Raw genomic sequence first — 25,982 nt, forward strand, 5'->3', positions numbered from 1 at the left:
GACCCGGTCCAGGACTGTCGCCCTCGCAGGGGGGAGACCCCCGTCGGGGTGTGGTCGTCGCGGCCCGGTCGGCGGGACGGCGTCAGTCGCGACCGCGCGACCGCGCGGCGATCCGCTCGCGGCGGCTCTCGTCCATCGCCGCCTCGTAGGCGGCCACGAGGCTGGCGATCGAGAGCGGCTTGAGCCGCTCGACCATCTCGCGGATCGTCTCCGGCGAGGCGCCGGCGTCGCGGTAGGCCGGCCACACCATGGTGCGGAAGACGTCGTTGAGCTCCTTGGCCAGCTGGCGGCCGTGGGCGGTGTAGACGTCGGCCGCGGCGACCGCCGCCTCGGTCGGGAAGCCGAGGTCGATGAGGCCGACGCCGACGGCCAGCTGGGTGGTGGAGACCTGGTAGCGGCCGCGCTTGTTGCGGATGGCGACCCCGAGAGCGGCGAGGGTGGCCAGCTCGTCGTCGGTGAGCTCGCGTCCGGCGCGGCGGCCCAGCTCGGTGCGGCTCATCTCCACCGTGGTCTCGCCCTGCCACGGCGAGAGCATCGTGCGGTGCAGCGCGAGGTCCTCCGCGCTGGCGTCGGCGGGGATGGCGGCCAGGTAGCCCTCGATCGCCGAGAGCGTGAAGCCGTGACGCTGGAGGTCCTTGACCAGCTCGAGCCGGGCCACGTGGTCGGCGGTGTAGTAGCCGCTGCGACCGCGGCGGATCGGCGGGGGCACGAGGCCCTTGCTGGTGTAGAAGCGCACGTTGCGCACGCTCAGGCCGACCCGCGCGGTGAGCTCCTCGAGGGTCAGGAGCGCAGGCTCCGCGCGGACGTCGGGCGACGTCTCAGCGGACGGCTCAGGCTTGACCATGACACCAATAGTGTCACAATCAAGGCACACACCCCGCACTTCTCAAGGACGGTCATGGCAGAAGCATTCGTGTACGACCACATCCGCACGCCGCGCGGCAAGGGCAAGGCGGCGGGCTCGCTGCACGAGGTCAAGCCGGTCGACCTCGCCGTCGGCCTGCTCGACGAGATCAAGACCCGCAACCCCTCCCTCGACCCGAACCGCGTCGACGACGTCGTGCTCGGCGTCGTCTCGCCGGTCGGCGAGCAGGGCGGCGACATCGCCAAGACGGCCGCGCTGGCCGCCGGCTACCCCGACACCGTCGCGGGCGTGCAGCTCAACCGCTTCTGCGCCTCGGGCCTGGAGGCCGTCAACCAGGCCGCGGCCCGCATCCGCGGTGGCATGGAGGACCTCATCCTCGCCGGCGGCGTGGAGTCGATGAGCAACGTGCCCATGGGCTCCGACGGCGGCGCCTGGGCCTCCGACCCGGCCACCGCCTTCAAGGCCGGCTTCGTCCCCCAGGGCATCGGCGCCGACCTGATCGCCACCGTCGAGGGCTGGAGCCGCGACGACGTCGACGCCTACGCCGCGGAGTCCCACCACCGCGCCGCCAAGGCGTGGGCCAACGGCTACTTCGCCGACGCCGTCGTGCCGGTCAAGGACGTCAACGGCCTGGTCGTGCTCGACCACGACGAGACGATCCGCCCCGACACCAGCCCCGAGGGCCTCGCCGGCCTGAAGCCGTCCTTCGCCGACCTCGGCCGCGACGCCGGCTTCGACGACGTCGCGCTGGAGAAGTACCACTGGCTGGAGCGGATCAACCACGTCCACCACGCCGGCAACTCCTCGGGCATCGTCGACGGCGCCGCCCTGGTGGCGATCGGCAACGAGCAGGTCGGCACCGACCTCGGCCTCACCCCCCGCGCGCGCATCGTCTCGATGGCCGTCTCGGGCGCCGACCCCGTCATCATGCTCACCGGCCCGGCCCCGGCCGCCCGCAAGGCGCTCGCCAAGGCCGGTCTCGAGGTGAAGGACATCGACCTGTTCGAGATCAACGAGGCGTTCGCCGCCGTCGCCATGCGGTTCATGCGCGACATGGGCATCAGCCACGAGATCACCAACGTCAACGGCGGCGCCATCGCCATGGGCCACCCGCTCGGCGCCACCGGCGCGATGATCCTCGGCACCCTGATCGACGAGCTCGCCCGCCGCGACCTCAAGCGCGGCCTCGCCACGCTCTGCGTCGGCGGCGGCATGGGCATCGCCACCATCGTCGAGCTCGTCTGAGCCCCGCCCCCGCCACCCCCACGATCCTCGAGCACGAGAACAGGACCCAGATGAGCACCACGACCGAGCAGACGGCCGTCCGCTACGAGAAGGACGCCGACGGCATCGTCACCCTCACCCTCGACGACCCGAACCAGTCGGCGAACACCATGAACGAGCTGTACATCTCCTCGATGAAGGCGGTCGTCGACCGTCTCCACGAGGAGCTCGCCGAGGACGAGAAGAGCGTCACCGGCGTCGTCGTCGCCTCCGCCAAGAAGACCTTCTTCGCCGGCGGCGACCTCAAGGGCATGGTCAAGGCCACCAAGGACGACGCCGCGGACGTCTTCGCCATGGCCGAGAACGTCAAGGCCGCCCTGCGCCGCCTCGAGACCTTCCCGCGGCCGGTCGTCGCCGCGATCAACGGCGCCGCCCTCGGCGGCGGCTTCGAGATCTGCCTGGCCACCCAGCACCGCATCGCCGTCGACGACCCGAAGGTCGAGATCGGCCTGCCGGAGTCGCAGCTGGGCCTGCTGCCGGGCGGCGGCGGCGTCACCCGCATCGTCCGCCTCCTCGGCCTGCAGACCGGTCTCATGGAGGTGCTGCTCACCGGCACCCGCTTCAAGCCGGGCGCGGCCAAGGAGAAGGGCCTGGTCGACGAGCTGGTCGCCACCCGCGAGGAGCTGGTCCCCGCGGCCAAGGCGTGGATCAAGGCCAACCCCGACGCCGCCCACAACCCGTGGGACGTCAAGGGCTACAAGATGCCCGGCGGCTCGCCGAAGAGCCCGGCGCTCGCCGGCTTCCTCCCGGCCTTCCCGGCGCTGCTGCGCAAGCAGACCAAGGGCGCGCTCTACCCGGCCGCCCGGGCGATCCTCTCGGCCGCGGTCGAGGGCGCCAACCGCGACTTCGACACCGCCTCGCGGATCGAGTCGCGCTACCTGACGAACCTGATCGTCAACCAGGGCTCGAAGAACATGATCCAGGCGTTCTTCTTCGACCTCCAGGCGATCAGCTCCGGCTCGCTGCGTCCGCAGGGCATCGAGCCCTACCGCGCGCAGAAGGTCGGCGTCCTCGGCGCCGGCATGATGGGCGCGGGCATCGCGTACTCGTGCGCCCGCGCCGGCATGCAGGTCGTGCTCAAGGACGTCTCCGACGAGGCGGCCGCCCGCGGCAAGGACTACTCGGCGAAGATCAACGCCAAGGCCGTCAGCCGCGGCAAGCTCACCGAGGAGAAGTCCCAGGAGCTGCTCGACCGCATCACCGCGACCTCCGACCCCGCCGCCCTCGCCGGCTGCGACCTGGTCATCGAGGCCGTCTTCGAGGACCCCTCGCTGAAGCAGAAGGTGTTCGCCGAGATCGCGCCGCACGTCAACCCCGACGCGCTGCTGTGCTCGAACACCTCCACCCTGCCGATCACCGAGCTGGCCACCGGCGTCGACCGTCCGGCCGACTTCATCGGCCTGCACTTCTTCTCGCCGGTCGACAAGATGCCGCTGGTCGAGATCATCCGCGGCAAGGAGACCTCGGACGTCGCCCTGGCCAAGGCCTACGACGTGGTGCAGCAGATCAAGAAGACCCCGATCGTGGTCAACGACAGCCGCGGCTTCTACACCTCGCGGGTCATCGGCACGATGGTCAACGAGGGCCTCGCCATGGCGGCCGAGGGCGTCCAGCCCTACTCGATCGAGCGCGCGGCCACCCAGGCCGGCTACCCGGTCGGCCCGCTGCAGCTCACCGACGAGCTCAACATGGAGCTCATGGCCAAGATCGCCAAGGCCAGCCGGGACGCCGCCGAGCGCGACGGCACGCCGTTCGACGAGCACCCGGGCATCAAGGTCGTCGAGAAGATGATCGAGATCGGTCGCCCCTCGCGGCTCAAGGGCGCGGGCTTCTTCGACTACGACGAGGCCGGCAAGCGCGGCTCGGTCTGGAGCGGCCTGGCGGAGGTCTTCCCGATCGCCGACGAGCAGGTGCCGTTCCAGGACGTCAAGGACCGCATGCTCTTCGCCGAGGCGCTCGAGACCGCGAAGTGCTTCGAGGAGGACGTCATCACCTCGGCGGCCGCCGCGAACATCGGCTCGATCATGGGCATCGGCTTCCCGCCGAACACCGGCGGCGCGGCCCAGTTCATGACCGGCTACGTCGGCGCCGACGGCAGCATCGGCCTCCAGGCGTTCGTCGCCCGGGCCGACGAGCTGGCCGAGGCGTACGGCGAGCGGTTCCGTCCCACCCCGTGGCTGCGCGACCTCGCCGCCTCGGGCGGGTCGTTCCCGGCCTGACCGTCCCCGCACCGAGCCCCGGGCCGGCGTCCACCCCTCGCGGGCGGGCGCCGGCCCGGGGCCGTTCCACCAGCCACCAGGAGGCGGATCCCATGGGCCTGTGGTCGACCCACGTCGTGCCGCGCGTCGTCGACGTCGCGCTGGGCCGTCCGGAGATCCGGGCGCTGCGCGCCGAGGTGTGCGCCGGGCTCTCCGGACGCGTGCTCGAGCTGGGCGCCGGCAGCGGCCCCAACCTCCCGCTGCTGCCCACGGACGTCGCGGCGCTCGACGTCGTCGAGCCCTCCGACGTCGCCTGGGCCCGGTCGGCGGCCCGACGGGCCGAGGCATCGGTGCCGGTGACGCGCATCGGTCTCGACGGACAGCGGATCGCCGCGCCCGACGCCTCGTACGACGCGGTGCTGTGCACCTTCGCGCTCTGCACCATCCCCGACCCCGCGGCCGCCCTCGGCGAGGCGGTGCGGCTGCTGCGCCCGGGCGGTCGGCTGCACCTGCTCGAGCACGGCGCCCATCCCGACTCGCGGATCGCCCGCTGGCAGGCCCGACTCGACCCGTGGCAGCAGCGGCTGGTCGACGGCTGCCACCTGACCCGCGAGCCCTTCGACCTCGTCCGCGCCGCCGGTCTGCGGGTGGTCGAGGAGCACGCGCGCGATCTCGGCCCGGGTCCGGGACGCGTCGTCGGCCACCTCCGCTGGGGGCTGGCGGCCCGCTGACCAAGACGCGCGCCGCGGGTTGGCGCGGCTTCCTAGGCTCGCGGGCATGCGCATCACCCACATCGCCTTCGCCCAGCGGGTCGGCGTCGACGACGAGGGCATGCTCGACCTCAAGGGCGTCTTCGCCGGCGGCATCAGCGCGCCGCCGGAGGACCCCGGGCCCCACTGGGGCCAGCCGATCGTCCTCGGCTACGACGACGCCGCGCCCGACGTCGTCGAGACCCTGCGGCTGGTCTTCCACCGGCCCGACGGCGTCCTGCAGTACCGCGACCTCGAGGTGCGCACCCTGCCGACCGACGGTCCGCGCGCGTTCGTCACCCTGGCCCTGCTCTGGGAGACGATCGCCGCCAAGCCGGGTCGCTGGCGCATCGACGCCCTCGTCCTCGGCGACGGCTCGCCGGCGGCGACGGTGAGCATCGACGTCGTCCACGACGCGGAGGCCGCCGGCGGCGTCGGCTCCCCGGAGTCCGCGGCCGGCTGAGCGGGACCTCACCCGGCCGGGTGCCGGATTGAGCCCGGGCGTGGGTGGGCATGAGGAGCGGGCTGCCCGCCACGACAGCCGTCCCACCACCCGAGGGAGTCCCACCCGTGACCGTCTCGCTCTCCGTCGCCGCCCCGTCCGTCCCCCCGCGGGACGCTCGCGTCAGGTGCTCCGGAAGCGCGCATCACGACTGGACGCTCGCCGGCGTGGACTACGAGGAGCTCGTCGCCGTGAGCGAGTACCGGTGCCGCGGATGCGGCCTGGTCGAGTTCCGATGACCGGCACCCACCCCGTCGCCACCGGACAGGAGCACCACCTGTGAGCACCACCCCGAGCACCCCGAGCACCCCGCGCCGCACCACCGCGCGCGGTCACCTCTCCCTCGTCGGCGCCGAGCGTCCCGTGCGCGTCGCGCTGCTCGACACCTACGAGCTCGCCGCCGCCGGCACCCGCGTGGTGCTGCGCCCCTTCGCCGCGCGGGTCACCGTCGTCGAGCTCGACGCCGCGATGGCCGACCCCCGCAGCGTCGACGTCGTGCTCTACGAGCCCGTGCGGCAGAGCCCGGCCGGCCAGGAGATGCTGCGCCGCCTCGTCGGCCTCGGCGGCGCCCGGGCCGTCGTCTACTCCTGGCGCGACCGCGCGGAGGGCGCGTCGTACGGCGCGTTCGCCGGCCACCTCTCCAAGGCGTTGCCCGCCGACGGCCTGGTGCGGGCGATCGAGGCCGTGCACCGCGGCGAGGGCGACGACGCCGCGCTGCCGATGCGCGCGCCCGTCGACCGCGGTCCGCTCCGCGCCATCCGCGCCTGCGGCCCCGACCTCGACCTCACCGCGCGCGAGGCCGAGATCCTCTCCCTCGTCACCCAGGGCCTGACCAACTCCGAGATCAGCGGCCGGCTGTACCTCTCGATCAACTCGGTCAAGACCTACATCCGCACGGCGTACCGCAAGATCGGCGTCACGCGTCGCTCGCAGGCCGTGGCCTGGGGCATGTCGCACGGCCTCGCGCCGCTGGCGTCCGACGTCGTCAACCTCTGAGTCGTCCCGCGCCGCGCGCCCCGTCCGCATCGGACGGGGCGTGCGGCGGCCCGCCTCCCCAGGTGTGCCGCCGCACGGGGGACCACGCGTTCCCCGTCGACCCGGCGCCGTCGGCGTCGGGCCCGCCCGCTCGAGCATCCGTCGCGCGCCGGCGGATCGAGCAGGCTGCCGGGACCGGGCGTCGTGTGCGCGAGGCCGACGAGGACCGGTGCCGAGGCTGATCGGACGAGGGCTCGGGCCGGGAGGTTCGCCGGAGGGGGACACCGCTCGTCGCACGACAGGTTCGCTGTCGTGCTCCCTCAACGACCGACGCGGGCGGAGGCGACGGTCGGAGGGCTGATCGGTCCCGCCGTGCGGCACTGGTCTGGACCGGACCGGCGGACCGCGGCGGTCGCCGTCCCCGGCCTCTGGGATGATGGGCTCCCGTGGAGCCCGATCGTCGCCTCGACCCCGCCCTCGTGGCGGTGCGCGGCGCCTGCGTCGGCGGCCTGGCGCTCGTCCTCGGCGTCGCCGGCCACGTGTCGGCGGACGGGCTCCTGCCGGGAGCGCCCGTGCTCGTGCTCCTCGCGGCGGCCAGCGTCGTCGCCGGGCTCGGGCTGCTCGCCCGTCCCGCCGGCGGGGCTCGGATGGTCGCGTTGCTGATCGGCGGACAGACCGCCATCCACCTCGCGCTCACCATCACGGCAGGGCACCGCGGCGACGCCCCCGGCGGCGCGGGAGCCGGCGCGTCCGGCGCTGCCCTCGGGACGCCCGTGCTGCCGATCGTCGGGGGACGCCGGCTCGGCTCGCTCCAGGACGCCTACGCGGCCTCCGACCCCTCGGCGACCCACCTGCGGCCGACGCTGCCCGTCGGCCACCTCCTGGCCGACCTCTCCGCGCACGCGCCGATGATGCTCGTCCACCTCCTCGCCGCCGCCCTGGTCGGGCTGTGGCTCGCGTGCGGCGAGCGCGCCCTGGTCGGCCTGCTGCACCTCCTGGCCGAGCGGGTCACCACCGGCGTCGCGCTGCTCGTGGCCCTGCTCGACGCGCCGCTGGTCGTCGGGCCCGCGCCCCTGCGCCCGGTCGCGGTCGGGGCGCCGGTCGTCCGCACGGTCCCGCAGGCCTGGGTCCGCGCGCTCGTCCGCCGCGGGCCGCCTCGGAGGGCCTGACCCGCCGCCGAGCCGCTCCGACCCGCGTCCCGCGTGGTCGGCCGTTCGCGCGGGTCGACGCCCGTCCGCTCGCCGCCGTCCCGTCCGGGGCGCGCCGGCGGCCGACGTGACCCTCCGTCCCCGCCCGCGGGGCGCCGACGCGTGCCCGCGGGCCTCCTCCGAGGAGACCCATGTCCATCGACACCTCCACCGACCCCTCGTCCCGGTCGACCCCGGCCGAGGGGACCCCGCGCTCCGAGCGACCCCGTTCCGGCGGGGGACTGTTCCGCGCCTTCTGGCGCTGGCACCTGTTCGCCAGCGTCCTCGTCGTCCCCGTGCTGGTGCTGCTCTCGGTGACCGGCCTGATCTACCTGTTCCGCTTCCAGCTCGAGCCGATGCTGCACCCCGACCTGATGCGCCTCCAGCCGGCGGCCGCGACCGCGGTCGAGCAGCCCGCCTCCGCGCAGCTCGCGGCCGTCGTCGGGGAGTTCCCCGGCGCCACGGTCGTCTCGATGACCGAGCCCGGGGCGGCCGACGAGCCGTCCCGGTTCTCGATCGTCACCGCCGACGGCGCCGCCCGCGACGTCTTCGTCGACCCGCACGGGCCGAAGGTGCTCGGCTCGCTGGACCCCGACACGACGCTGTCGGGCTACGCGCTGCGCCTGCACGGCGAGCTGATGTCGGGCCGGCTCGGCGACGCCGTCATCGAGCTCGGCGCCTGCTGGGCGATCGTGATGGCGCTCACCGGCTACTACCTGTTCGTCCGGGGCCGCAGGGCGCGCCGGCTCGCCCTGCGGCGGGCCCGGGAGAAGCGGGTCGGGCTCGCCCGCGCGCGGCTGCGCTGGACGCACGCCGGCGTCGGCGCGTTCGTCGGCGCCGGGCTGCTGCTGCTCCTGGTGAGCGGCCTGCCCTGGACCGGCTTCTGGGGCGAGAAGGTGCAGCAGCTCGCCAGCGAGCGGGGCACCTCGCTGTGGAGCACCGACCCGGGCGCGGTCAGCGACCCGACGTCCACCCTCGACGAGTCGCTGCCGCACAGCCACGCCACCGACGTCCCGTGGGCGCTGCAGGAGTCCGAGGTGCCGCGGTCGCAGCCCGTGGACGCCGGGCAGGACGGCGAGCGCAGCGTCGCGAGCATCGACACCGCCGTCGAGGTCGCCGATCGCGAGGGCCTGCGCCACCCGTTCACCGTCGCCCTGCCGGAGTCGGAGGACGGCGTCTTCTCGGTGATCGGCTACGCCTTCGACGCGCCGAGCGACGAGCGGACGGTGCACGTGGACCGCTTCGGAGGCCAGGCGATCTCGACCTACGGCTACGACGACTACCCGGCGCTGGCCAAGGTGGTCAGCCAGGGGATCGGCCTGCACGAGGGCCGCAGCCTGGGCCTGTGGTCGTTCTGGGGCGCCGCGCTGATGTGCGTCGCGATCCTGTTCGCGTGCGTCAGCGGTCCGCTCCTGTGGTGGAGCCGCCGGCCGCGGGGCGCGGGCCGGATCGGGGCGCCGCGGGGCCGCATGCCGCTGCGCCGCAGCCCGCTGCTGCTCCTCGGGGTGGTCGCGCTGGGCGTCGTCCTGCCGCTGTTCGGGGCCTCGCTGCTGCTCGTGCTGGCGCTCGACCAGCTCGTGCTGCGCCGGGTCCCCGCCCTCGCGCAGTGGTTCGACGTGGCCTGACCCCTCGTCCGGGCTCGGCTCGACTCGGCTCGGCTCGTGCCGCGGGACGGCGACGGCGCGGACCCCTCGGGGTCCGCGCCGTCGTGCGTGAGGGGCCGTGCTCCGGCGGTCCGCCGGAATGTCGCTCCGGCAGGCTCAGGTGAGCGGCTGCCAGGCGGTGCCGTCCCACACCCAGCGGCCGTCGTCGCTGACGATGCCGGCCTGCCGGCTGACCGGCGCGTCCCCGGGCACGCCCGCCTGGACGGCCGCGATGACGTCGGGGCTCGGCGAGGGCCGCGGCGCCGCCTTCTGCCGCGTCTGCCGCTCCGCGACCCGCCGGCGCGCCTGGGCGACGAGCTCGGGGTCGAGGGCGTCGATGGCGGTCAGGCCCTGCATCCGCTGGAAGGTCTTCTCGTAGCCGTCGGTGGAGCCGTCGAAGAACACCACGTTGCCCACGCCGTCCTTGGCGACGTCGCGCAGCGTCTCGGTCCACATCTGGAACGACAGGACGGCGGGGTCGACGCCCTGCGCGGCGAGCTCGTCGGCGGCCTCGGCGAAGCCGGACGCCAGCGCGCGACGGAAGCTCGCGAGGCCCTCGCCGCGCAGGCGCGCGGCCTCGGCCTCGTTCTCGGCGGCGATCTTGATCGCGGCGCCCTCGGCCTGGGCCTCCTTCGTGCGCCGGATCAGCAGCGCCTGGCCCTCGAACTCCGCGGCGGTCTGGGCGTTCTTGGCCGCGACCACGCGCGACATCGACTGCATGACCTCGGCGTCGAAGGCGATGTCGTTGACCGTCAGGTCGATCAGCGTGTAGCCCCACGACGCGAGCTGCTCGTCGAGCGACTCCTTGGCGTGGGCGACGATCGTGCCGCGCAGCCCGAGCACGTCGGCCTGCAGCTTGGTGGCCACGAACTCCCGCACCGAGGCCTCGACCGCGCTGGTCAGCGCGATGCCGAAGGCGCGGGCGTCGATGAAGGCGAACGCGACGCGCTGGATCGTCTCGGCCTGGTGGTCGGAGACGGTGTAGATGATCGTGGCGGTGAAGTGGACGTTCGCCTGGTCGCGGGTGATCGCCGCGAACTGCAGCTGGGCCGTCTGGTTCTGCACCGGCACCTTCGAGTGGATCGACTCCAGCACCGGGATGACGAAGTTCAGACCGGGTCCGAGCACCCGGCGGTACTTGCCGAACATCGTGACGACGCCGACGTGCGCCTGGTCGATCGTCCTGACCGACAGCAGGACGAGCAGGACCACGAGTCCGAGCAGGACGAGCAGGGCGAGCATGGGGGGCTCCGATCCGAGAGGGCGGGTGGGAGCCCAGGATGTCGGAGCCCGGCGCCGCCTGCCACCCCGTGGGGTGTTCGGTCGCGGCGGGGCGCGTGGTGGTCTGGAGGCGGCTCGACCGACTCACCACGTCCGGGTGGTGGAGTCCACCCGATCCGGGGTGATCGAGCAGCGCGGTCTCGGTCGGCGACGGCCGAGGCCGCGCGCCCGCCCCGCCGTCAGGGGCGCGTCACGGGTGACGCCGCAGGAACCGGCCGAGGTCGGCGACGGCCTCCGTGGCCGGCGCGACGGTCCCGGCCTGCAGGTGCACGACGTGCCACACGCCCTCCAGGCGCCGGTAGGTCGTCGGCGTGCCGGCCCGCTCGAGCTCGCGCGCCACCCGCTCGACGTCGGCGAGCAGGATCTCCTGCTCCGAGCCGTGGACGATCGTGGGCGGGAGGCCGGCGAGGTCGGCGTGCAGCGGCGAGAGGGCCGGGTCGTCGAGGGGCGGACCGTCGGGGCCGGCGTAGCGGGTCGCGCACGCCGCCAGCCAGTCGCGGGTGAGCAGCGGGTCGCGCGGATCGTCGGCGACGCCGACCAGCGTGAGGTCGACCCAGGGGGAGACCAGGGCCAGCGCGGTCGGGGTCGGCCCCCCGGCGTCGCGCAGCCGGACCGCCAGCGCGAGCGCCAGGCCGCCGCCGGCGGAGTCGCCCGCGATCGCGACCCGCAGCCCTCGCCCGGCCAGCTCGAGGAAGGCGGCCTCGGCGTCCTCGATCGCCGCCGGGTGCGGGTGCTCGGGGGCCAGCCGGTAGTCGAGCGCGTGCACCGGCGCGGCGGCGGTGGCGGACAGGTGGGCCGCGAGCGCCCGGTGGGTGCGCGGCGAGCCGACCGTGTACCCGCCGCCGTGCAGGTAGAGCACCGCGCGGTCGGGGTCGGTGACGGGCGCGCTGACGACGTCGGCCGGGCGTCCGCCGAGCGTCGTCGCGACGACGTGGGTGCCGCGCGGCGGCGGCAGGGCGACGGCGGCCGCCTCGAGCAGTCGGCGCTGGCGGCGCACCGGGACGGTCGGCCCCAGCGCCGGGCGGAGGGTCAGGCGGACGACCGCGCGGGCGGCCGGCACCGGCAGGGGGATCGACGGGACGCGCACGGATCGCACCCTAGGCGCCGGCCGCCGCCCCCGACCGTCCGTCCGCAGGCCGATCGTCCGTCGGCTCCCCGCTTGCGCGCGCGGCCCGCCCCCTGCGCGTCACCGCCCGCCCGGCACCATGGGGACATGGAGCACGGGAGCCGCGGGACGGGGGACGCCCGGCCGGGCCGCGGCGACCTGCCGGGCCGGCCCGAGCACCTCGACCACCTCACCCGGCCCGTGCTGCCGCCGCGGGCCATCCACCCCGCGGGTCTCGACGACGTCCGCCCCCGGCTGCCGCGGCTGGTCTGGCTCATCCCCGCGTTCGCGCTCGGGGCGGCCCTGGCCGTGGTGGGCATCGCGCTCAGCGAGGAGCGACCGCAGGACAGGCTGCCCCAGCGGATCGGCCCGAGCCCGACCGCTCCCGTCCAGCCGGTGGAGCCGATCATCCCGCCCGATCCGTACGCCCCCGGAGGAGCCCCGTGACCGCCACGACCGATCTCACCGCCGCCGACTTCGAGCGCACGGTGCTCGAGAACGAGCTGGTCCTCGTCGACTTCTGGGCCGCGTGGTGCGGGCCGTGCCGCGCCTTCGCGCCGGTGTACGAGGCCGCCGCGGCGCAGCACGACGACGTCGTCTTCGGCAAGGTCGACACCGAGGCCGAGCGCGAGCTCGCCGCCGCGGCGCAGATCAGCTCGATCCCGACGCTCATGGCGTTCAAGGCCGGCCGGCTCGTCTTCGCCCAGCCGGGTGCGCTCCCGCCGGCTGCGCTGGAGCAGGTGATCAGCGGGCTGCGGGCCCTCGACGTCGCCTCCCTCGAGCGGGCCGACGAGGCACCGCCCGAGGGGTGACGCGCGGTCTGGACCAGCCGACCGAGGATCCGACGGGTCCCATCGGCCCCTCGGATCCCTCGCACCCCAGACGGCTGCACGCGTCACGCATCGGGCCCCGGAGGCCCCTCGATCGGACGCCCGACATGGCCCATCCGTGTGGGCGAGACCACGCCCGCATGCCGTCCGGGGTATGACCTGGGCTACGTCGATCGACTCATCTGCCGCTATCGTTCGGGCCAACGCCCGCAGCGATCCCCCCACGCCAGGACACTGGTCCCAGGTTCGAGCGGAGCAAGCCAGCACGTCCCACCCGAATTTGGTGCCCCGGAAACAGGCATCGCTTCCGCGGATCGGGGCACAAGGGCGAGGGACCTGCGCAGCGCGGGCTCCGCCACGATGAGAGGAAAGCAGATGAAGAAGACGGGGATGCGGATCGCGGCGCTCGGAGGAGCCGCGGCCCTCCTGATGACCGCGGCGGGCCCGGGCTACTCGGCCACCACCGTGTCGCAGGCCAGCGCCACCGCCCTCCAGCTGTCCATCGCCGGTTCCGGCTTCGACACCGGCACCGTGGCGGCCAAGAACTTCGGCAAGGGCGAGGAGAAGACGGGCGAGGTCAACCCGCCCATCAGCATCCTCAAGAACCAGGCCCTCGCCGGCATCGGCGTGCTCGCGCAGGACGCCACCGCCACCGTCGAGAGCAAGGACGGCGTCTCCGCCGCGTGCTCCGGCGTCGCGGGCCGCGGCGGCTCGGTCGTCAACGTTGGCGACTCCGGCTGCCTCAAGGCCGGCAACAACGTCGACCTGAACTTCATCAACCTGGACCTCTCCAAGGCCCTGACGATCGACCCCAACTCGGCCCTCGGCCCGCTGGCCCAGGCCAACCCGGTCGTCCAGCAGCTGCTCGGCGCGATCCTCACGCCGCTGACCCAGGCGCTGCAGAACTCGCCGCTCGGCACCCTCAACGTCTCGCTCGGCGCCGGCGTCATCGAGGCCGTCTGCTCGGCCCGCCCCGGCACCGCCACCGGCTCCGCCAACATCGTCGACGCCGGCCTCAACGCCAGCTTCGGCGGCCAGAGCGTCAAGCTGGTCAACCTCCCGGTCAAGCCGGCCCCGAACACCCAGGTCGTCACCGACCTCGACCAGGTCGTCAACAACGTCCTCGACGGCCTGAGCGTCCAGCTCAAGACCGCGCTGAACGGCGTGCTCGACCCGCTGAACGTCCTCACCGACGCCCTCAAGACCCAGATCGTCGACACGATCGTCAAGCCGGTCGCCGACCAGCTCAAGCCGCTCGAGGACAACGTCCTCAAGATCACGCTCAACGAGCAGTCGTCGAAGGAGAAGGGCCAGATCACGGTCACCGCGCTCGACCTGCAGGTCCTGCCGGCCGCCAAGCAGTTCGTCGGCTCCTCGCTGATCGAGGGCAAGATCGCCACCGTCAACTGCGGCCCGAACACCCGCGTCACCACCCCGGACCCGAACCCGACGCCGACCCCGTCGCCGTCGCCCACCCCGGGCCCGGGCCCGAAGCCGACCCCGCCGACCGTCATCGACGCCGGTGAGAACGGCTCGACCCCGTGGGGCGCCGGTCTGGCCGGTCTCATGGCCCTGACCCTCGGCGGTGCCGCCGGCATCGCGACGCAGCGTCGCCTGGCCACTCGCAAGTGACCGACGAGAACACCACGCCCGACGGCTCGGCGCAGCCTCCCTCCGGGGATGGCTCCGCCGGGCCGTCGGCCGTCTCGGGTCCGACCGACGCCGCGGCGTCGGTCGGTGGGTCGGCCTCGCACGAGGACGACGCGTTCTACGACCTCGACCCCGAGGTCGACGACACCGCCACGGCTCGTCCGTGGTGGCGCCGCAGCCTCCCGGTGCTCGTCGGCGTGGGCGCGGCCGCGGTCGTGCTGCTCGTCGCGCTCGGCCTGCGGGTCGTGCTCGGCGGCGGCGACGAGCCGTCGGCGGACCAGCCGGGCGGGTTCGTCGTCCCGGCGGCCGTCCCGGACGCGCCGGGTCACAAGCCGCTGCAGCTCAACGTCCCCTCGATCGGGCTGACCGCGAAGATCATCCCGATCGCGAAGGACGCCGACGGCGTGCTGACGCCGCCGGAGAGCCCGATGGTCGGCTGGTGGAACTACTCCGCCCGTGCGGGCGCCTCGCGCGGGCAGATGCTCGTCACGGGGCACACCATCCACACCGGCGGCGGCATCATGAACAAGCTGGGCGAGGTCAAGAAGGGCTCGATCGTGAAGATCAAGTCCACGAAGGGCACCTACACGTACCGCACGACCAAGGTCGTGGTGCTCTCCAAGGCCGAGCTCGCGAAGAACGCCAAGACCCTCTTCGGCCAGGACCGCGGCGACGGCAACCTCGTCCTCGTCACCTGCGACGACTGGGTGAACGGCGAGTACCTGTCCAACATCGTGCTGTCCGCCGAGCCGATCCGGAAGGACGCCGGCTCCCAGGACACCACGTCCGCGCTCGCCCGCTGAGGCAGCGCGAGCGACGAGGAGCCCGCATGACGACGGCCGTCCGCCACGACGTGCGATTCCGCTCCGGGGACGACTGGTGCGCGGGGTGGCTCTACCCCGCGCACCGGTCGTCCGACGCCGCGTCCCTCGGCGTCACGGTCGTGCTCGCCCACGGCCTGTCGGGCGTCAAGGAGATGCGGCTCGACGCCTACGCCGAGCGGTTCGCCGCGGCGGGCGCCGACGCCCTCGTCTTCGACTACCGCCACTTCGGCGCCTCGGCCGGCCACCCGCGGCAGCTGCTCGACGTCCGACGCCAGCACGCCGACTGGACCTCCGCCGTCGCCTTCGCGCGCGGCCGCGCCGAGCTCGCCGCGCAGCGGCTCGTGCTCTGGGGCTCCTCGCTCTCCGGCGGCCACGTGCTCGCCCTGGGGGCCCGCCTGCACGCCGACGGCGTCATCGCGCAGGTGCCGCACGTCAGCGGACCGCGATCCGCGGCGCTCAACGGTCCGGTGCAGTCGGCCCGGCTCGCCGCGCACGGCCTGCGCGACGTCGGCCGGAGCCTGCTCGGTCGTAGTCCGCACTACCTGCCGGCCGCCGGCGCTCCGGGCGACGTCGCGCTGATGACCGACCCGGAGGCCGCCGCGTACCTCGGCCTGGTGCCGGATGACCTGTCCTTCGACGACCGTGTCGCGGCCCGCTTCGCCCTGCGCATCGGCACCTACTCGCCCGGCCGCGCGGCTCGGCGCCTGACCGTCCCGACGCTGGTGCAGGTCGGCGAGCACGACCGCACCACCCCGCCCGGCCCCGCCCGTCGTCTGGCGCGCCGCGGCCGGGACGTGCGGGTCAGCGTGCACCCGGTGGGCCACTTCGATCCCTACACGGGCGAGGCCTTCGAGGTCTTCGTCGCCGAGCAGATCGCCTTCCTGCAGGAGATCGCCGGCCACGTCACCAGATGACGCCGCGGTCGACGACCAGGTTGGCGGCCGTGATCGAGCGCGCCGCGTCGGAGGCGAGGAAGAGGACGGCCTCCGCGACGTCGCCGGGCGGCATGAACCCCGGGATGACGCTCTGGCTCTTCGCGATCAGGCTCCAGTCGGCGTCCTGCGGCAGGCCGGCGGCGGCGGCCTGGACCATCGGCGTGTCGATGCCGCCGGGGGACACGCAGTTGACCCGGATGCGCCGCGCGGCCAGCTCGACCGCCAGTGCCCGCATGCCGAGGAGGACGGCGGCCTTGCTGGCGCAGTAGGCCGCGTTGTACGGCTGCCCCATGAGCGCGGAGATCGAGGCGACGGTGACGACGTTGCCCCGCCCGTCCGGCGCGGCGGAGAGCGCGTCGGCGAAGGCCCGGACGAGCAGGAGCGGCGCGACGGCGTTGACCTCGAGGTGACGCCGCAGCAGGCCGGCGTCCAGCTCCTCGACGGTCGCGAAGCGCTGGTAGCCGGCGATGTTGCAGAGCACGTCGAGCCCGCCGAGCCGCCCGAGGACGGCCTCGACCAGCGCGGGCAGCGCGTCGGCGTCGGCGAGGTCGTGGGCCAGCAGGCCCAGCTCGTCGACGGCCGGGCCCGGCACGTCGGTGCCGACGACGTCCGCGCCCTCGGCGCGCAGCCGCTCGACCAGCTCGCGGCCCAGGCCGCCGGCGGCGCCGGTGACCAGGACCCGTCGTCCGGCGAAGCGCCCGGCGGGGTGGCTGGGGTCGGCGGTGGCGGCGTGGGCGGCGGCAGGGGTGGTCATGGGAGCTCCTGGGGTGGCTCGAGTCCGAGGGCGGGGACGAGGGTGCGGTGCAGGAAGGCGCGCAGGCGCTCGGGGGTCTCGGTGCGCGCCGAGCGGTAGGCGAGCACCGAGAGCAGCATCCGGACGACGACCTCCGCGCGCTCGTCGAGCAGGTCGCCGTCGAGCGGCGCGCCGTCGGCGTCGAGCAGGCGACCGCGCAGGAAGCCGCGGGTCAGGCGCAGGGACTCCGCCGAGACGGTGCCCTGCTCGGTGGTGGCCGGGCTGAGCGTCATCGCGATCACCTGCGCGATCGCGACGTCGCGGCGCGCCTCCTCGTGGAAGGCCACGACGACCTCGACGACGGCCTCGGCGGTGGTCGGCAGCGTCGCGACCTCGCGCGCGATGCGGTCGGTGAGCGCCAGGGCCGCGTGCTGGACGGTGGCGGCGAGCAGCTGCTCGCGATCGGGGAAGTGCGCGTAGATGGTCTGCCGGGCGACGCCCGAGGCGCGGGCCACCTCGGCGAAGGACAGCCGGGTGGAGCCGGTGCGCCGCATGCAGGCCAGCGCGCCCTCGAGCAGCCGATCGCGGGTGGAGTCGGCCGACTCGGTCCGCAGGGGTTCGCTCACAGGGCGGGACCCTAGCCCAGAGCGGTCCTCGATGGCGACATCGGAGACGACATTCGACCCGACGTCTGTCATCTGGACCGTCTTGCATGCGTCTGGGTGCGCCCCCTAAGGTTCAGGGCAGCCGCCCGTGCTCGACGTGGCCTGCCCGCATGCTGGTCGCGGGAGGCCCCGGCACGGCACCCGAACCCGTTCAGGAGCACGACCGTGACCCATGCCGATTACCGGCTGAGCCAGCTGGACCAGCTGGAGGCGGAGTCGATCCACATCTTCCGCGAGGTGGCGGCGGAGTTCGAGAAGCCGGTGCTGATGTTCTCCGGCGGCAAGGACTCCATCGTCATGATGCGGCTGGCCGAGAAGGCCTTCCACCCCGCGCGCATCCCCTTCCCGGTGCTCCAGGTCGACACGGGCTACGACTTCCCCGAGGTGCTCTCCTGCCGCGACTCCTGGGTCGACCGGCTCGGCGTCCGGCTGATCGTGGCGAGCGTCGAGCAGGCCATCGCCGACGGCGTCGTCGTCGACGACGGCAAGACCTCCCGCAACCGGCTGCAGATCGGCACCCTGCTGAACGCGATCGAGGAGAACGGCTTCACCGCGGCCTTCGGCGGCGGACGCCGCGACGAGGAGAAGGCGCGGGCCAAGGAGCGCGTCTACTCCCACCGCGACGAGTTCGGCCAGTGGGACCCCAAGAACCAGCGTCCCGAGCTCTGGAGCCTCTACAACGGGCGCCTGCACGAGGGCGAGCACATGCGGATCTTCCCGATCAGCAACTGGACCGAGCTCGACATCTGGGACTACATCCGCCGCGAGGGCATCGAGATCCCCTCGATCTACTTCTCCCACCGCCGCCGCGTCTTCGAGCGCGACGGGATGCTGCTCAGCGAGAGCGAGCACAACCCGCTGCGCGCCGGCGAGTCGGTGGAGGAGCGCACCGTCCGGTTCCGCACCGTCGGCGACCTCACGCTGACCGGCTGCCTGGAGTCCGAGGCCTCCACGATCGACCAGATCATCGAGGAGGTCGCCGTCGCCCGGGTCACCGAGCGCGGCGCCACCCGCGGGGACGACCGGTTCTCCGAGGCCGCCATGGAGGACCGCAAGAAGGAGGGCTACTTCTGATGGCCGACCAGACCGCCACGCCCGCCGAGTCGGAGCGGCAGATGGACCTCCTGCGCTTCGCCACCGCCGGCTCCGTCGACGACGGCAAGTCGACTCTCATCGGTCGGCTGCTCTACGACAGCAAGTCGATCTTCGCCGACCAGCTCGAGGCCGTCGAGCGCACGAGCGAGGCCAAGGGCCACGACTACGTCGACCTCTCCCTGCTCACCGACGGCCTGCGCTCCGAGCGCGAGCAGGGCATCACGATCGACGTCGCCTACCGCTACTTCGCCACCCCGCGGCGCAAGTTCATCATCGCCGACACCCCCGGGCACGTGCAGTACACGCGCAACATGGTCACCGGCGCCTCGACCGCCGACCTGGGCCTGGTGCTCGTCGACGCGCGACACGGGCTCACCGAGCAGTCGCGCCGGCACGCCGTCCTGCTGTCGCTGCTGCGGGTGCCGCACCTGGTGCTGTGCGTCAACAAGATGGACCTCGTCGACTACGACCAGGCCGTCTACGAGCGCATCCACGCCGAGTTCACGCAGTTCGCGACCAAGCTCAACATCCCCGACCTCGAGGTCATCCCGATCTCGGCGCTCAAGGGCGACAACGTCGTCGACCGCTCCGAGCACACGCCGTGGTACTCCGGGCCCACGCTCATGCACCACCTCGAGCACGTGCACGTCGCCTCCGACCGCGACCTGATGGACGTCCGGTTCCCGGTGCAGTACGTCATCCGCCCGCACTCGGAGGACCACCGCGACTACCGCGGCTACGCGGGCCAGGTGGCCGGCGGCGTGCTCAAGCCCGGTGACGAGGTGATCGTGCTGCCCTCGGGCATGACCAGCACGATCGCCGGCATCGACCTCTTCGACCGCGAGGTGACCGAGGCGTTCCCGCCGATGTCGGTGACGATCCGGCTCGAGGACGACGTCGACGTCTCGCGCGGCGACATGATCGCCCGCGTGCGCAACGCGCCGACGCCCAGCCAGGACATCGACGCGATGATCTGCTGGATGACCACCACGCCGCTCAAGCCCCGGCAGAAGCTCGCGATCAAGCACACGACCCGCACCGCGCGGGCGCTGGTCAAGGACATCCAGTACCGGCTCGACGTCAACAGCCTGCACCGCGACCCCGATGCCGGCGAGCTCGGGCTCAACGAGATCGGCCGCGTGCAGCTGCGCACCACGCAGCCGCTGCTGTGCGACCCGTACAGCAAGAACCGGACGACCGGCTCGTTCATCCTGGTCGACGAGGCCACCGGCGTCACCGTCGGCGCGGGCATGATCAACCGCGCCGACTGACCTCCCCGGTCCGTTGGGGCCCGGACTACGCGGTGGTCGGCCGCGCGAGGCGCACGACCTCGGGCGGCCGACCCCACTCGTCGCGGCCGAGCCGCGACACGGGCGCGAGCGCGGCCATCGTCGGGTGGTCGCCGTCCAGCGCGGTCTCCAGCACGGTGACGGCCGTGACGGTGCCGAGCACGATCGTGGAGTCGCCGAGCTCGTGGGTGGAGTGCAGCCGGCACTCCAGCGACGTCGGGGAGTCGGCGACCCGGAACGGCCGCACCGTGGCGCTGGGCTCCATCCGCAGGCCGACGGCCTCGGCCTCGTCGACCTCCGCCGCGTACGGCGCCGCGGTGGCGTTCGCGGCGTCCATCAGCGGCTCGCTGACCATGCTGACGACGAACTCGCCGGTCGCCCGCACATTGCGCAGGGTGTCCTTCGCGCCGACCGAGGTGAACTGGACGATCGCGGGGTTCGCGCACGCGACCGTGAAGAACGAGTGCGGCGCGAGGTTGCCCACCCCGTCGGCGTCGACGGTGGAGATCCAGGCGATCGGCCGCGGCACCACGACCGCGGTGAGCAGCGGGTAGAGGCTGCGCTGCTCGTCGGCGGACGGGGCGTGGACCACGCGGCGGGTGCTCATGCCCGCCAGGCTAGGCCGCGGGTCGGCCCGGCCGGGCGTCCGCGCGGGTGGATCAGGGATCCGTCAGGGGGCCGTACGGGAGCCGTCGGCGGGCCTGGTGCCGAGGCGGAGGCCGAGGTGCGCTGAGGACATGGCCACCCTCACCGACCCGCCCGTGCCCGCGCCGCCCGCCCTCGCGGGCGGCGGCGCCGCGCTCCTCCTCGGCGCCGCCGGCCTGGCTGGCGGGCTCGCGGCCGTCATGCGGCTCCTCGTCGGCTGACGCCGGGGCGCGCGGGCCGCGCGCGCCCCGGCCGTCCTCAGCGGACGATCGGCAGGATGAAGCTCCGCTGGATCTCGGCGCCGGTGGCGTCGGTCGCGATCACGTTCATCGTCAGCTGGCCGAGCCCGTAGGGCGTGCCGGACATCGTGAAGGTGGAGCCGGACGTCCGCTGGCCCACGCCGCCCGGCGAGCCCGGGCCCAGCCGGAACGTGTACGGCGCGGTGCCGCCGCGCACTTCGACCGACACCTGGCCGGGCTTCCCGCTGGTGAGCGAGGGCAGCAGGGTCGGGGTGGTGAAGGCGAACGGGATCTCCTTCGGCCGCACCCGCAGCGCCACCGAGGTGCGCGCGCGGGCTCCGGTGCGGTCGGTGACCGTCACGACGACGCGTCGGGTGCCGGCCTCGCGCGGCGTCCCGCTGATCGCCCCGGTGCGCGCGGAGATCCGCAGGCCCGCGGGCAGCCGGGCGCCGGCGAACCGGTACGGGCCGCGGCCGCCGCGCGCCGTCACCGGGCGCGTGGAGTAGCGCTCGCCGGCGAGGGCGACCGGGGCCTTCCCGGTCAGCAGCCGCAGCGGCTTGATCCGCAGCGAGCCGGTGCTGAGGCCGATCTCGTAGTGGCCGAGCGAGGCGTAGTCGGAGTACCCGCCCGGACGCGAGGGGTCGCCGTCGCCGACGCCGGTCACGTAGGCGACGTACGCGCCGCCGAGGGTCGGCGCGGTGAAGGAGACCGAGGCGTCGAGGCCCGAGGCGGTGGACGGGCTGACGAACCCGGAGGACGGGTTCGACACCGCGACCGTCGTGCCGTCCAGCGTCGCCACGCGCAGGCGGGCGTCGAGGTCGGCGTAGGCGGCGGTCATGACCGACACCGTCGTCGGGCCGCTGGCGATGAACCGGAAGGCGTCGACGTCGGTGCGGCTCGACACCACCCCGTCGATCCGCGCTCCCGGCCACAGCGTGCCCGCGTCGAGCGCGGTGTCGCCGACGTCGTCGCGACGCAGCGGGGCGCCGCCGTCGGCGATCACCTCGACGTCGTCCTGCTTCTGGTTCGCGCCGGCGTACTCCCCGCGCGACCACTGGGTGATCGGCTCGTAGTAGCTCGCGCCCATGATGGGGGCCCAGGGCCGGGCGCCGACCGAGTAGCCCTCGCTCGGCGTGCCGTCGTGGTAGAGACCGAAGAGGTGGCCGGCCTCGTGGGCGGCTGCCTCGCCGAGGGTCTTGGCGCTGTCGCCCACGCCCTTGACGAAGACCCAGGCCGGCTGGAAGCGCTCGTGGTCGGGGCCGGCGGCGTCGAACACGTCGACGTAGCTGAGGCCGCCGCACCGGCACGACTCGAAGACCGGGTTGCTGCCGCCGGCGAAGACGACGCGGGCGCCGTAGACCTGGTCTGCGTCCGAGGAGCGGTCCAGCGCCGCGGTGCCCGGCCACCGGGTGGTGACGTTGAGGTCGAACGGCGCGTAGTCCTCCGCGACGATCTGCCACACGCGCTGGATCGTGGCCAGCTCGTCGTTGGAGAAGGCGCTGCTGCCGTCGCTGGAGAAGGTGGGGACCTTGATCGGCTGGCCGCCGTTGTAGGAGTCGTTCCAGACCGTGTCGGAGACGGTGAGCCCGGTGAAGTCGAGGTAGAGCGTGCGTCGTGCCTCGGGACGGGACTGCAGGCGGAAGGTGTCGGCGAGCGGGCGGCGCGCGATCGCGGTGCGCTGCGAGCGGGGGACGGCGCGACGATCGGCCGCGGCCAGGCGCGCCTGGGCGCCGGCGGAGAGCCGCCGCTCCGCGTACAGCGGCCGGCCGCAGCCGTCGAGCAGCAGCCCGCGGTCGGCGGCGAGCGTCCGCAGGCGGGCGTCGCCGGTGACGGCGCGGGCGCGGGCGTAGCGGCGCGGGCTGGTGCGCATCACCTCCGCCGCGGGGCGGGGCCGGACCGCCTCGGCGGCGCCCGGGCAGCTCGCCGCGGCCGCGGCCGCGCGGACGGCGGGGTCGGCCGGCACGCCGACCCGCAGGCCGGCGGAGTGCGCGTCGGCGGACGCGCTGGACAGCGGGACGACGCCCGCCGCCGGGGTGACGAGGGCGGTCAGGGCGCACAGCAGCAGGAGTGATCGGCGCACGGCAGGGCCTTTCGAGGGAGCACGGGGGCGTCGACCTCGTCCGGTTCGGGGGGGTGGAGAGGTCCGACGTGTGCCCCCATCGGCAGCCGCGGCCCGGACTTCAGTGAAGAGACGCAACGGTCTGGCCCGGTGGGCCGATCCGGCGGGGATCGCTCAGGTCGGCGCGGCGCCGGCCGAGTGGAGGGGGTCGGTCAGATCCAGCCGCGCCGGCGGAAGACCAGGTACAGCACCAGGCTGACCAGCAGCATCATCGCCAGGGCGAACGGGTAGCCGTAGTGCCAGTGCAGCTCGGGCATGACGTCGAAGTTCATGCCGTAGACCGTGCCGATGAGGGTGGGGGCGAAGAGGATCGCGGCCCAGGCTGAGATCCGCTTGACCTCCTCGTTCTGGTCGATGCTGGCCTCCGAGAGCGCCTTCATCTCCTCGTTCTGCTGCTGGGCGACGAGGGTGGCGTTCACCGTCAGGATGTCGCGCAGCAGCTGCCGGAAGCCGTCGACCTGCTCGATCACGACGGTCAGGTGGTCCTCCACGTCGCGCAGGTAGCGCTGCAGCTCCTCGTCGGTGCCGTACTTGTCGAACCCGGCGGTCAGCGCCGCGACGACGGCCGCCAGGGGGCGGGTCGCGCGCTGGAACTCGATGACCTCGCGGCTGAGCTCGTAGATGCGCCGCGACACCCGCGGGTCGCCCTGGAAGACCTCGGTCTCGATCTCGTCGATGTCGTTCTCGAGGCCGGCCACCACGGGGGCGTAGCCGTCGACGACGCGGTCGAGGATGGCGTAGAGGATCGCCTCGGGGCCCAGCCGCAGCAGGTCGGGGTTGGACTCCAGGCGTCGGCGCACCGCCGAGAGGTCGGGCGCCTCGCTGTGCCGCACCGAGATGACGAAGTCGGGCCCGACGAACAGGTGCACCTCGCCGAACTCGACCTCCTCGACGTCGTCGAGGTAGCGCGCCGCGCGCAGGACGACGAACAGGGTGTCGTCGTAGCGCTCCAGCTTGGGCCGCTGGTGGGCGGTGATGGCGTCCTCGATCGCGAGCTCGTGCAGGTCGAACTCGTGGGCCAGGCTCGCCAGCTCGTGGTCGTCGGGTCGGTACAGGCCGATCCAGCCGACGGCCCCGGGGTGGTCGTGCAGGGCGCGGTAGGTGCCGGCCAGGGAGTCGGGGGAGTCGACGCGATCGCCGTCGAGGTAGACCGCGGTGTCGATCAGGCTGCTGCGCGGCTCGACGGGCTCCGGGGCGGCCGCGGCGGGCAGCGTCGAGGGACGCTCGGGGGTCCGCCGCACGCGTCCGGCGAGCGCACGGATGCGCGAGGCCCGGTCGAGGCGGTCGCCGCGGTCGGACCGGCCGGTGGTGCGCTCGGACATCGATCCTCCTCCGCGGCGAGGGCCGGACGTCCGGCTCCGGCGCCAGGGTAGCCCGCGCGGCGCGGCGACTCCCCGGGCGCGTCGGCTCGGCCTGCGGTCCATGCGCTCCTCCCCCGACCGGGTGGCGTTCGCGCTCCCACAGCCCGGATCGGGCCGCGGAGGCTCTCCGAACGCCCGTTCGGCCCTAGCGTGTACACGTGTCCGACCCGCTCTTCCGCGCGGCCGGCGAGCTGCGGGCCGACTACGAGGCGGTCGACTGGGCCGCCTCCCCGCTCGGCCCGCCGGCGGCGTGGTCGACCACGCTGCGCACCACCGTCGCGCTCATGCTGCGCATCCGCTTCCCGATCACGCTGATCTGGGGGCCCGACGAGGTGCTGCTCTACAACGAGGCGTACGTCGGTCTGATCGGCGACAAGCACCCCGCCGCACTCGGACGCACGGTGCTCGAGATCTTCCCCGAGGCCTACGACCAGCTCGAGCCGCTCATCCACACGGTGCGCGACACCGGCCAGGCCGTCCTCCTGGACGACTCGCTGGTGCCGCTCGTCCGGCACGGCTTCCTCGAGGAGTGCCGCTTCACCTTCGCCTACTCGCCGGTCGTCGGCCCCGACGGCGTCGAGGGCATCATCGACGTCGTCGTCGAGACCACCCCGCGGGCCCTGAGCCAGCGGCGGCTCGCGCTGGTCACCCGCCTCGGCGACGCCGTGGCGAGCGCCCGCGAGCCCCAGGAGGTGCTCGTCGAGGCGCTCCACGTGCTGCGCGACAGCCCGGACGACCTGGTGGCCGCCGACGTGCGTCCCGCCGCCGATCCCGGGCTGGTCGACCCCCGCCTGCCGATCGCGCCCTCGGCCCCGCTCGGCCACCGCGACCTGCTGGTCGACGAGCGGGCCGACGGCGCCGTCGTCTGGCTCGCGCTCACGCCCGGCGCCGACCTCGCCGAGGCGGCCGTGCACGCCGAGGCCGTCGACCGTCCCGACCTGGTCGTGCGGCCCAGCCCGATGCTGGTGCTCGACGAGGAGCACGAGGAGTTCCTGCGGCTGGTGGCCGCGACGATCGGCGGCGCGCTGGACCGTGTCGAGACGATCTCGCGCGAGCGGCGCACCGCGGCGGCCGAGCGGGCGCTCTCGCGCACCCTCCAGCTCAGCCTGCTGACGATGCCGTCCTTCGACCTGCCGGGCCTCGACCTCGCGGTGCGCTACCAGCCGGCCGAGGACGTCGCGCAGGTCGGCGGCGACTGGCACGACTCCTTCCGGCTGGCCGACGGCGACCTCATGCTCGCGGTCGGCGACGTCGCCGGCCACGACAGCCGGGCGGCCGCCGGCATGGCCCAGCTGCGCAACCTGCTGCGCGGCATCGCCTGCACCACCGACGGCCCGCCGTCGGTGGTGCTCGAGCGGCTCGACCGGACGCTCGCGACGCTGGCGGTGCCGGCGGTCGCCACCGCGATTCTGGCGCGGGTCGGCGAGGTCTCCGGAGGGCGCTGCCTGACCTGGTCGAACGCCGGCCACCCGCCGCCGTTCCTCGTCGACGCGCACGGCCGCGTCCGGCTCCTCGACTCCGAGCCCGAGCCGCTGCTGGGCGTGGCGCCCGGCATCGAGCGCAGCTGCCACGACGTCGCGCTGACGCCCGGCAGCGTCCTGCTGATGTTCACCGACGGCCTGGTCGAGCGGCGGGGCGAGCCCTTCGACGCCGGCATGGAGTGGCTGCGCCGCTGGCTGGAGCTGCGCGCGGCGATCGGCCCGCTCGACGACCTCGAGGCGCTCGTCGACGAGCTGCTCGCCGAGGTCGTGGGGCACAGCGACGACGACGTGGCGCTGGTCGCGGTGCGGGTGGTCTGAGCCCGGCCG

The 25,982-nt window shown here is 74.0% G+C and carries 24 protein-coding genes; 16 read left to right on the top strand and 8 right to left on the bottom strand.

Translation table 11 applies throughout. From position 1 onward, the window contains the following. Positions 1-82 precede the first annotated feature (82 nt). On the bottom strand, positions 83-844 hold the full coding sequence (locus K8Z61_RS16115; protein ID WP_224131005.1) for a MerR family transcriptional regulator: 762 nt from the start codon (positions 842-844) through the stop codon (positions 83-85). Between the two features lie 54 nt (positions 845-898). On the opposite strand from K8Z61_RS16115, the gene K8Z61_RS16120 reads away from it, so the two are divergent. The 7 genes from K8Z61_RS16120 to K8Z61_RS16150 all read left to right on the top strand — a co-directional run bounded on the left by K8Z61_RS16120 (position 899) and on the right by K8Z61_RS16150 (position 9,385). Continuing rightward, a complete protein-coding gene (locus tag K8Z61_RS16120) occupies positions 899-2,110 on the top strand; it encodes an acetyl-CoA C-acetyltransferase (RefSeq protein WP_224131007.1) in 1,212 nt (403 codons plus the stop codon). A gap of 50 nt (positions 2,111-2,160) precedes the next feature. Beyond that, the gene (locus tag K8Z61_RS16125; protein WP_224131008.1) at positions 2,161-4,368 is read left to right on the top strand and encodes a 3-hydroxyacyl-CoA dehydrogenase NAD-binding domain-containing protein; all 2,208 of its coding nucleotides are present in this window, start codon (positions 2,161-2,163) and stop codon (positions 4,366-4,368) included. 92 nt (positions 4,369-4,460) lie between these two features. Further along, positions 4,461-5,078 (top strand): class I SAM-dependent methyltransferase, encoded by a 618-nt coding sequence (locus K8Z61_RS16130; protein WP_224131009.1) that lies wholly within the window; start codon positions 4,461-4,463, stop codon positions 5,076-5,078. A 46-nt stretch (positions 5,079-5,124) separates the two neighbouring features. Further along, positions 5,125-5,559, top strand: coding sequence for a hypothetical protein (locus K8Z61_RS16135; protein ID WP_224131010.1), 435 nt, complete (start codon positions 5,125-5,127; stop codon positions 5,557-5,559). 318 nt (positions 5,560-5,877) lie between these two features. Beyond that, complete coding sequence (locus K8Z61_RS19400) at positions 5,878-6,594, top strand: response regulator transcription factor (RefSeq protein ID WP_224131012.1); 717 nt, start codon at positions 5,878-5,880, stop codon at positions 6,592-6,594. A 425-nt stretch (positions 6,595-7,019) separates the two neighbouring features. Continuing rightward, positions 7,020-7,742: a hypothetical protein gene (locus tag K8Z61_RS16145; RefSeq protein WP_224131014.1), complete on the top strand. Its 723-nt coding sequence runs from the start codon at positions 7,020-7,022 to the stop codon at positions 7,740-7,742. Between the two features lie 170 nt (positions 7,743-7,912). Then, on the top strand, positions 7,913-9,385 hold the full coding sequence (locus K8Z61_RS16150) for a PepSY domain-containing protein (RefSeq protein ID WP_224131016.1): 1,473 nt from the start codon (positions 7,913-7,915) through the stop codon (positions 9,383-9,385). A gap of 135 nt (positions 9,386-9,520) precedes the next feature. On the opposite strand, the gene K8Z61_RS16155 is transcribed toward K8Z61_RS16150, so the two are convergent. Both K8Z61_RS16155 and K8Z61_RS16160 read right to left on the bottom strand, forming a co-directional pair. Continuing rightward, entirely contained in the window at positions 9,521-10,645 is a 1,125-nt protein-coding gene (locus K8Z61_RS16155) for an SPFH domain-containing protein (protein ID WP_224131018.1), read from the bottom strand. Positions 10,646-10,874: 229 nt separating this feature from the next. Next, positions 10,875-11,771 (bottom strand): alpha/beta hydrolase, encoded by an 897-nt coding sequence (locus K8Z61_RS16160; RefSeq protein ID WP_224131020.1) that lies wholly within the window; start codon positions 11,769-11,771, stop codon positions 10,875-10,877. Between the two features lie 126 nt (positions 11,772-11,897). Here K8Z61_RS16160 and K8Z61_RS16165 point away from each other — a divergent pair, with 126 nt between their 5' ends. The 5 genes from K8Z61_RS16165 (at position 11,898) to K8Z61_RS16185 (ending at position 16,007) form a co-directional block, all read left to right on the top strand. Further along, positions 11,898-12,236 carry a hypothetical protein gene (locus K8Z61_RS16165; RefSeq protein WP_224131023.1) on the top strand — a complete coding sequence of 113 codons (339 nt, stop codon included), beginning with the start codon at positions 11,898-11,900 and terminating at the stop codon, positions 12,234-12,236. Beyond that, positions 12,233-12,601 carry a thioredoxin gene (gene trxA / locus K8Z61_RS16170; RefSeq protein ID WP_224131025.1) on the top strand — a complete coding sequence of 123 codons (369 nt, stop codon included), beginning with the start codon at positions 12,233-12,235 and terminating at the stop codon, positions 12,599-12,601. The genes K8Z61_RS16165 and trxA overlap by 4 nt, the downstream gene beginning before the upstream one ends. Before the next feature lie 393 nt (positions 12,602-12,994). Beyond that, entirely contained in the window at positions 12,995-14,251 is a 1,257-nt protein-coding gene (locus K8Z61_RS16175; protein WP_224131027.1) for a hypothetical protein, read from the top strand. After that, entirely contained in the window at positions 14,248-15,072 is an 825-nt protein-coding gene (locus K8Z61_RS19405; RefSeq protein WP_224131029.1) for a class F sortase, read from the top strand. Before K8Z61_RS16175 ends, K8Z61_RS19405 begins: the two co-directional genes overlap by 4 nt. A 26-nt stretch (positions 15,073-15,098) precedes the next feature. Beyond that, positions 15,099-16,007: an alpha/beta hydrolase gene (locus K8Z61_RS16185; protein ID WP_224131031.1), complete on the top strand. Its 909-nt coding sequence runs from the start codon at positions 15,099-15,101 to the stop codon at positions 16,005-16,007. On the opposite strand, the gene K8Z61_RS16190 is transcribed toward K8Z61_RS16185, so the two are convergent. Together K8Z61_RS16190 and K8Z61_RS16195 are read right to left on the bottom strand one after the other, a co-directional pair. Further along, a complete protein-coding gene (locus K8Z61_RS16190; RefSeq protein WP_224131033.1) occupies positions 15,997-16,782 on the bottom strand; it encodes an SDR family NAD(P)-dependent oxidoreductase in 786 nt (261 codons plus the stop codon). The two genes, K8Z61_RS16185 and K8Z61_RS16190, sit on opposite strands and share 11 nt — an antisense overlap. Beyond that, a complete protein-coding gene (locus K8Z61_RS16195) occupies positions 16,779-17,387 on the bottom strand; it encodes a TetR/AcrR family transcriptional regulator (RefSeq protein ID WP_224131035.1) in 609 nt (202 codons plus the stop codon). Before K8Z61_RS16195 ends, K8Z61_RS16190 begins: the two co-directional genes overlap by 4 nt. Before the next feature lie 204 nt (positions 17,388-17,591). Between K8Z61_RS16195 and cysD the strand changes: the two genes are divergently transcribed. Continuing rightward, positions 17,592-18,500, top strand: a complete 909-nt coding sequence (cysD, locus tag K8Z61_RS16200) for a sulfate adenylyltransferase subunit CysD (RefSeq protein WP_224131037.1) — start codon at positions 17,592-17,594, stop codon at positions 18,498-18,500. Continuing rightward, positions 18,500-19,792, top strand: a complete 1,293-nt coding sequence (locus tag K8Z61_RS16205; protein ID WP_224131039.1) for a sulfate adenylyltransferase subunit 1 — start codon at positions 18,500-18,502, stop codon at positions 19,790-19,792. Before cysD ends, K8Z61_RS16205 begins: the two co-directional genes overlap by 1 nt. A gap of 25 nt (positions 19,793-19,817) precedes the next feature. Here K8Z61_RS16205 and K8Z61_RS16210 read toward each other — a convergent pair whose 3' ends face one another. Further along, positions 19,818-20,417 (bottom strand): flavin reductase family protein, encoded by a 600-nt coding sequence (locus K8Z61_RS16210; RefSeq protein ID WP_224131040.1) that lies wholly within the window; start codon positions 20,415-20,417, stop codon positions 19,818-19,820. Between the two features lie 130 nt (positions 20,418-20,547). Here K8Z61_RS16210 and K8Z61_RS19090 point away from each other — a divergent pair, with 130 nt between their 5' ends. Further along, the gene (locus K8Z61_RS19090; RefSeq protein WP_263431208.1) at positions 20,548-20,676 is read left to right on the top strand and encodes a hypothetical protein; all 129 of its coding nucleotides are present in this window, start codon (positions 20,548-20,550) and stop codon (positions 20,674-20,676) included. Between the two features lie 37 nt (positions 20,677-20,713). Here K8Z61_RS19090 and K8Z61_RS19410 read toward each other — a convergent pair whose 3' ends face one another. Then, a complete protein-coding gene (locus K8Z61_RS19410) occupies positions 20,714-22,774 on the bottom strand; it encodes a putative Ig domain-containing protein (RefSeq protein WP_224131042.1) in 2,061 nt (686 codons plus the stop codon). Positions 22,775-22,965: 191 nt separating this feature from the next. Beyond that, positions 22,966-24,135, bottom strand: coding sequence for a magnesium/cobalt transporter CorA (corA, locus tag K8Z61_RS16220; RefSeq protein WP_224131044.1), 1,170 nt, complete (start codon positions 24,133-24,135; stop codon positions 22,966-22,968). Positions 24,136-24,332: 197 nt separating this feature from the next. On the opposite strand from corA, the gene K8Z61_RS19415 reads away from it, so the two are divergent. Continuing rightward, a complete protein-coding gene (locus tag K8Z61_RS19415; RefSeq protein WP_224131046.1) occupies positions 24,333-25,973 on the top strand; it encodes a PP2C family protein-serine/threonine phosphatase in 1,641 nt (546 codons plus the stop codon). Positions 25,974-25,982 lie beyond the last annotated feature (9 nt).

The organism is Nocardioides sp. TRM66260-LWL, assembly GCF_020075545.1.
In the GTDB taxonomy this organism is placed as follows: domain Bacteria; phylum Actinomycetota; class Actinomycetes; order Propionibacteriales; family Nocardioidaceae; genus Nocardioides.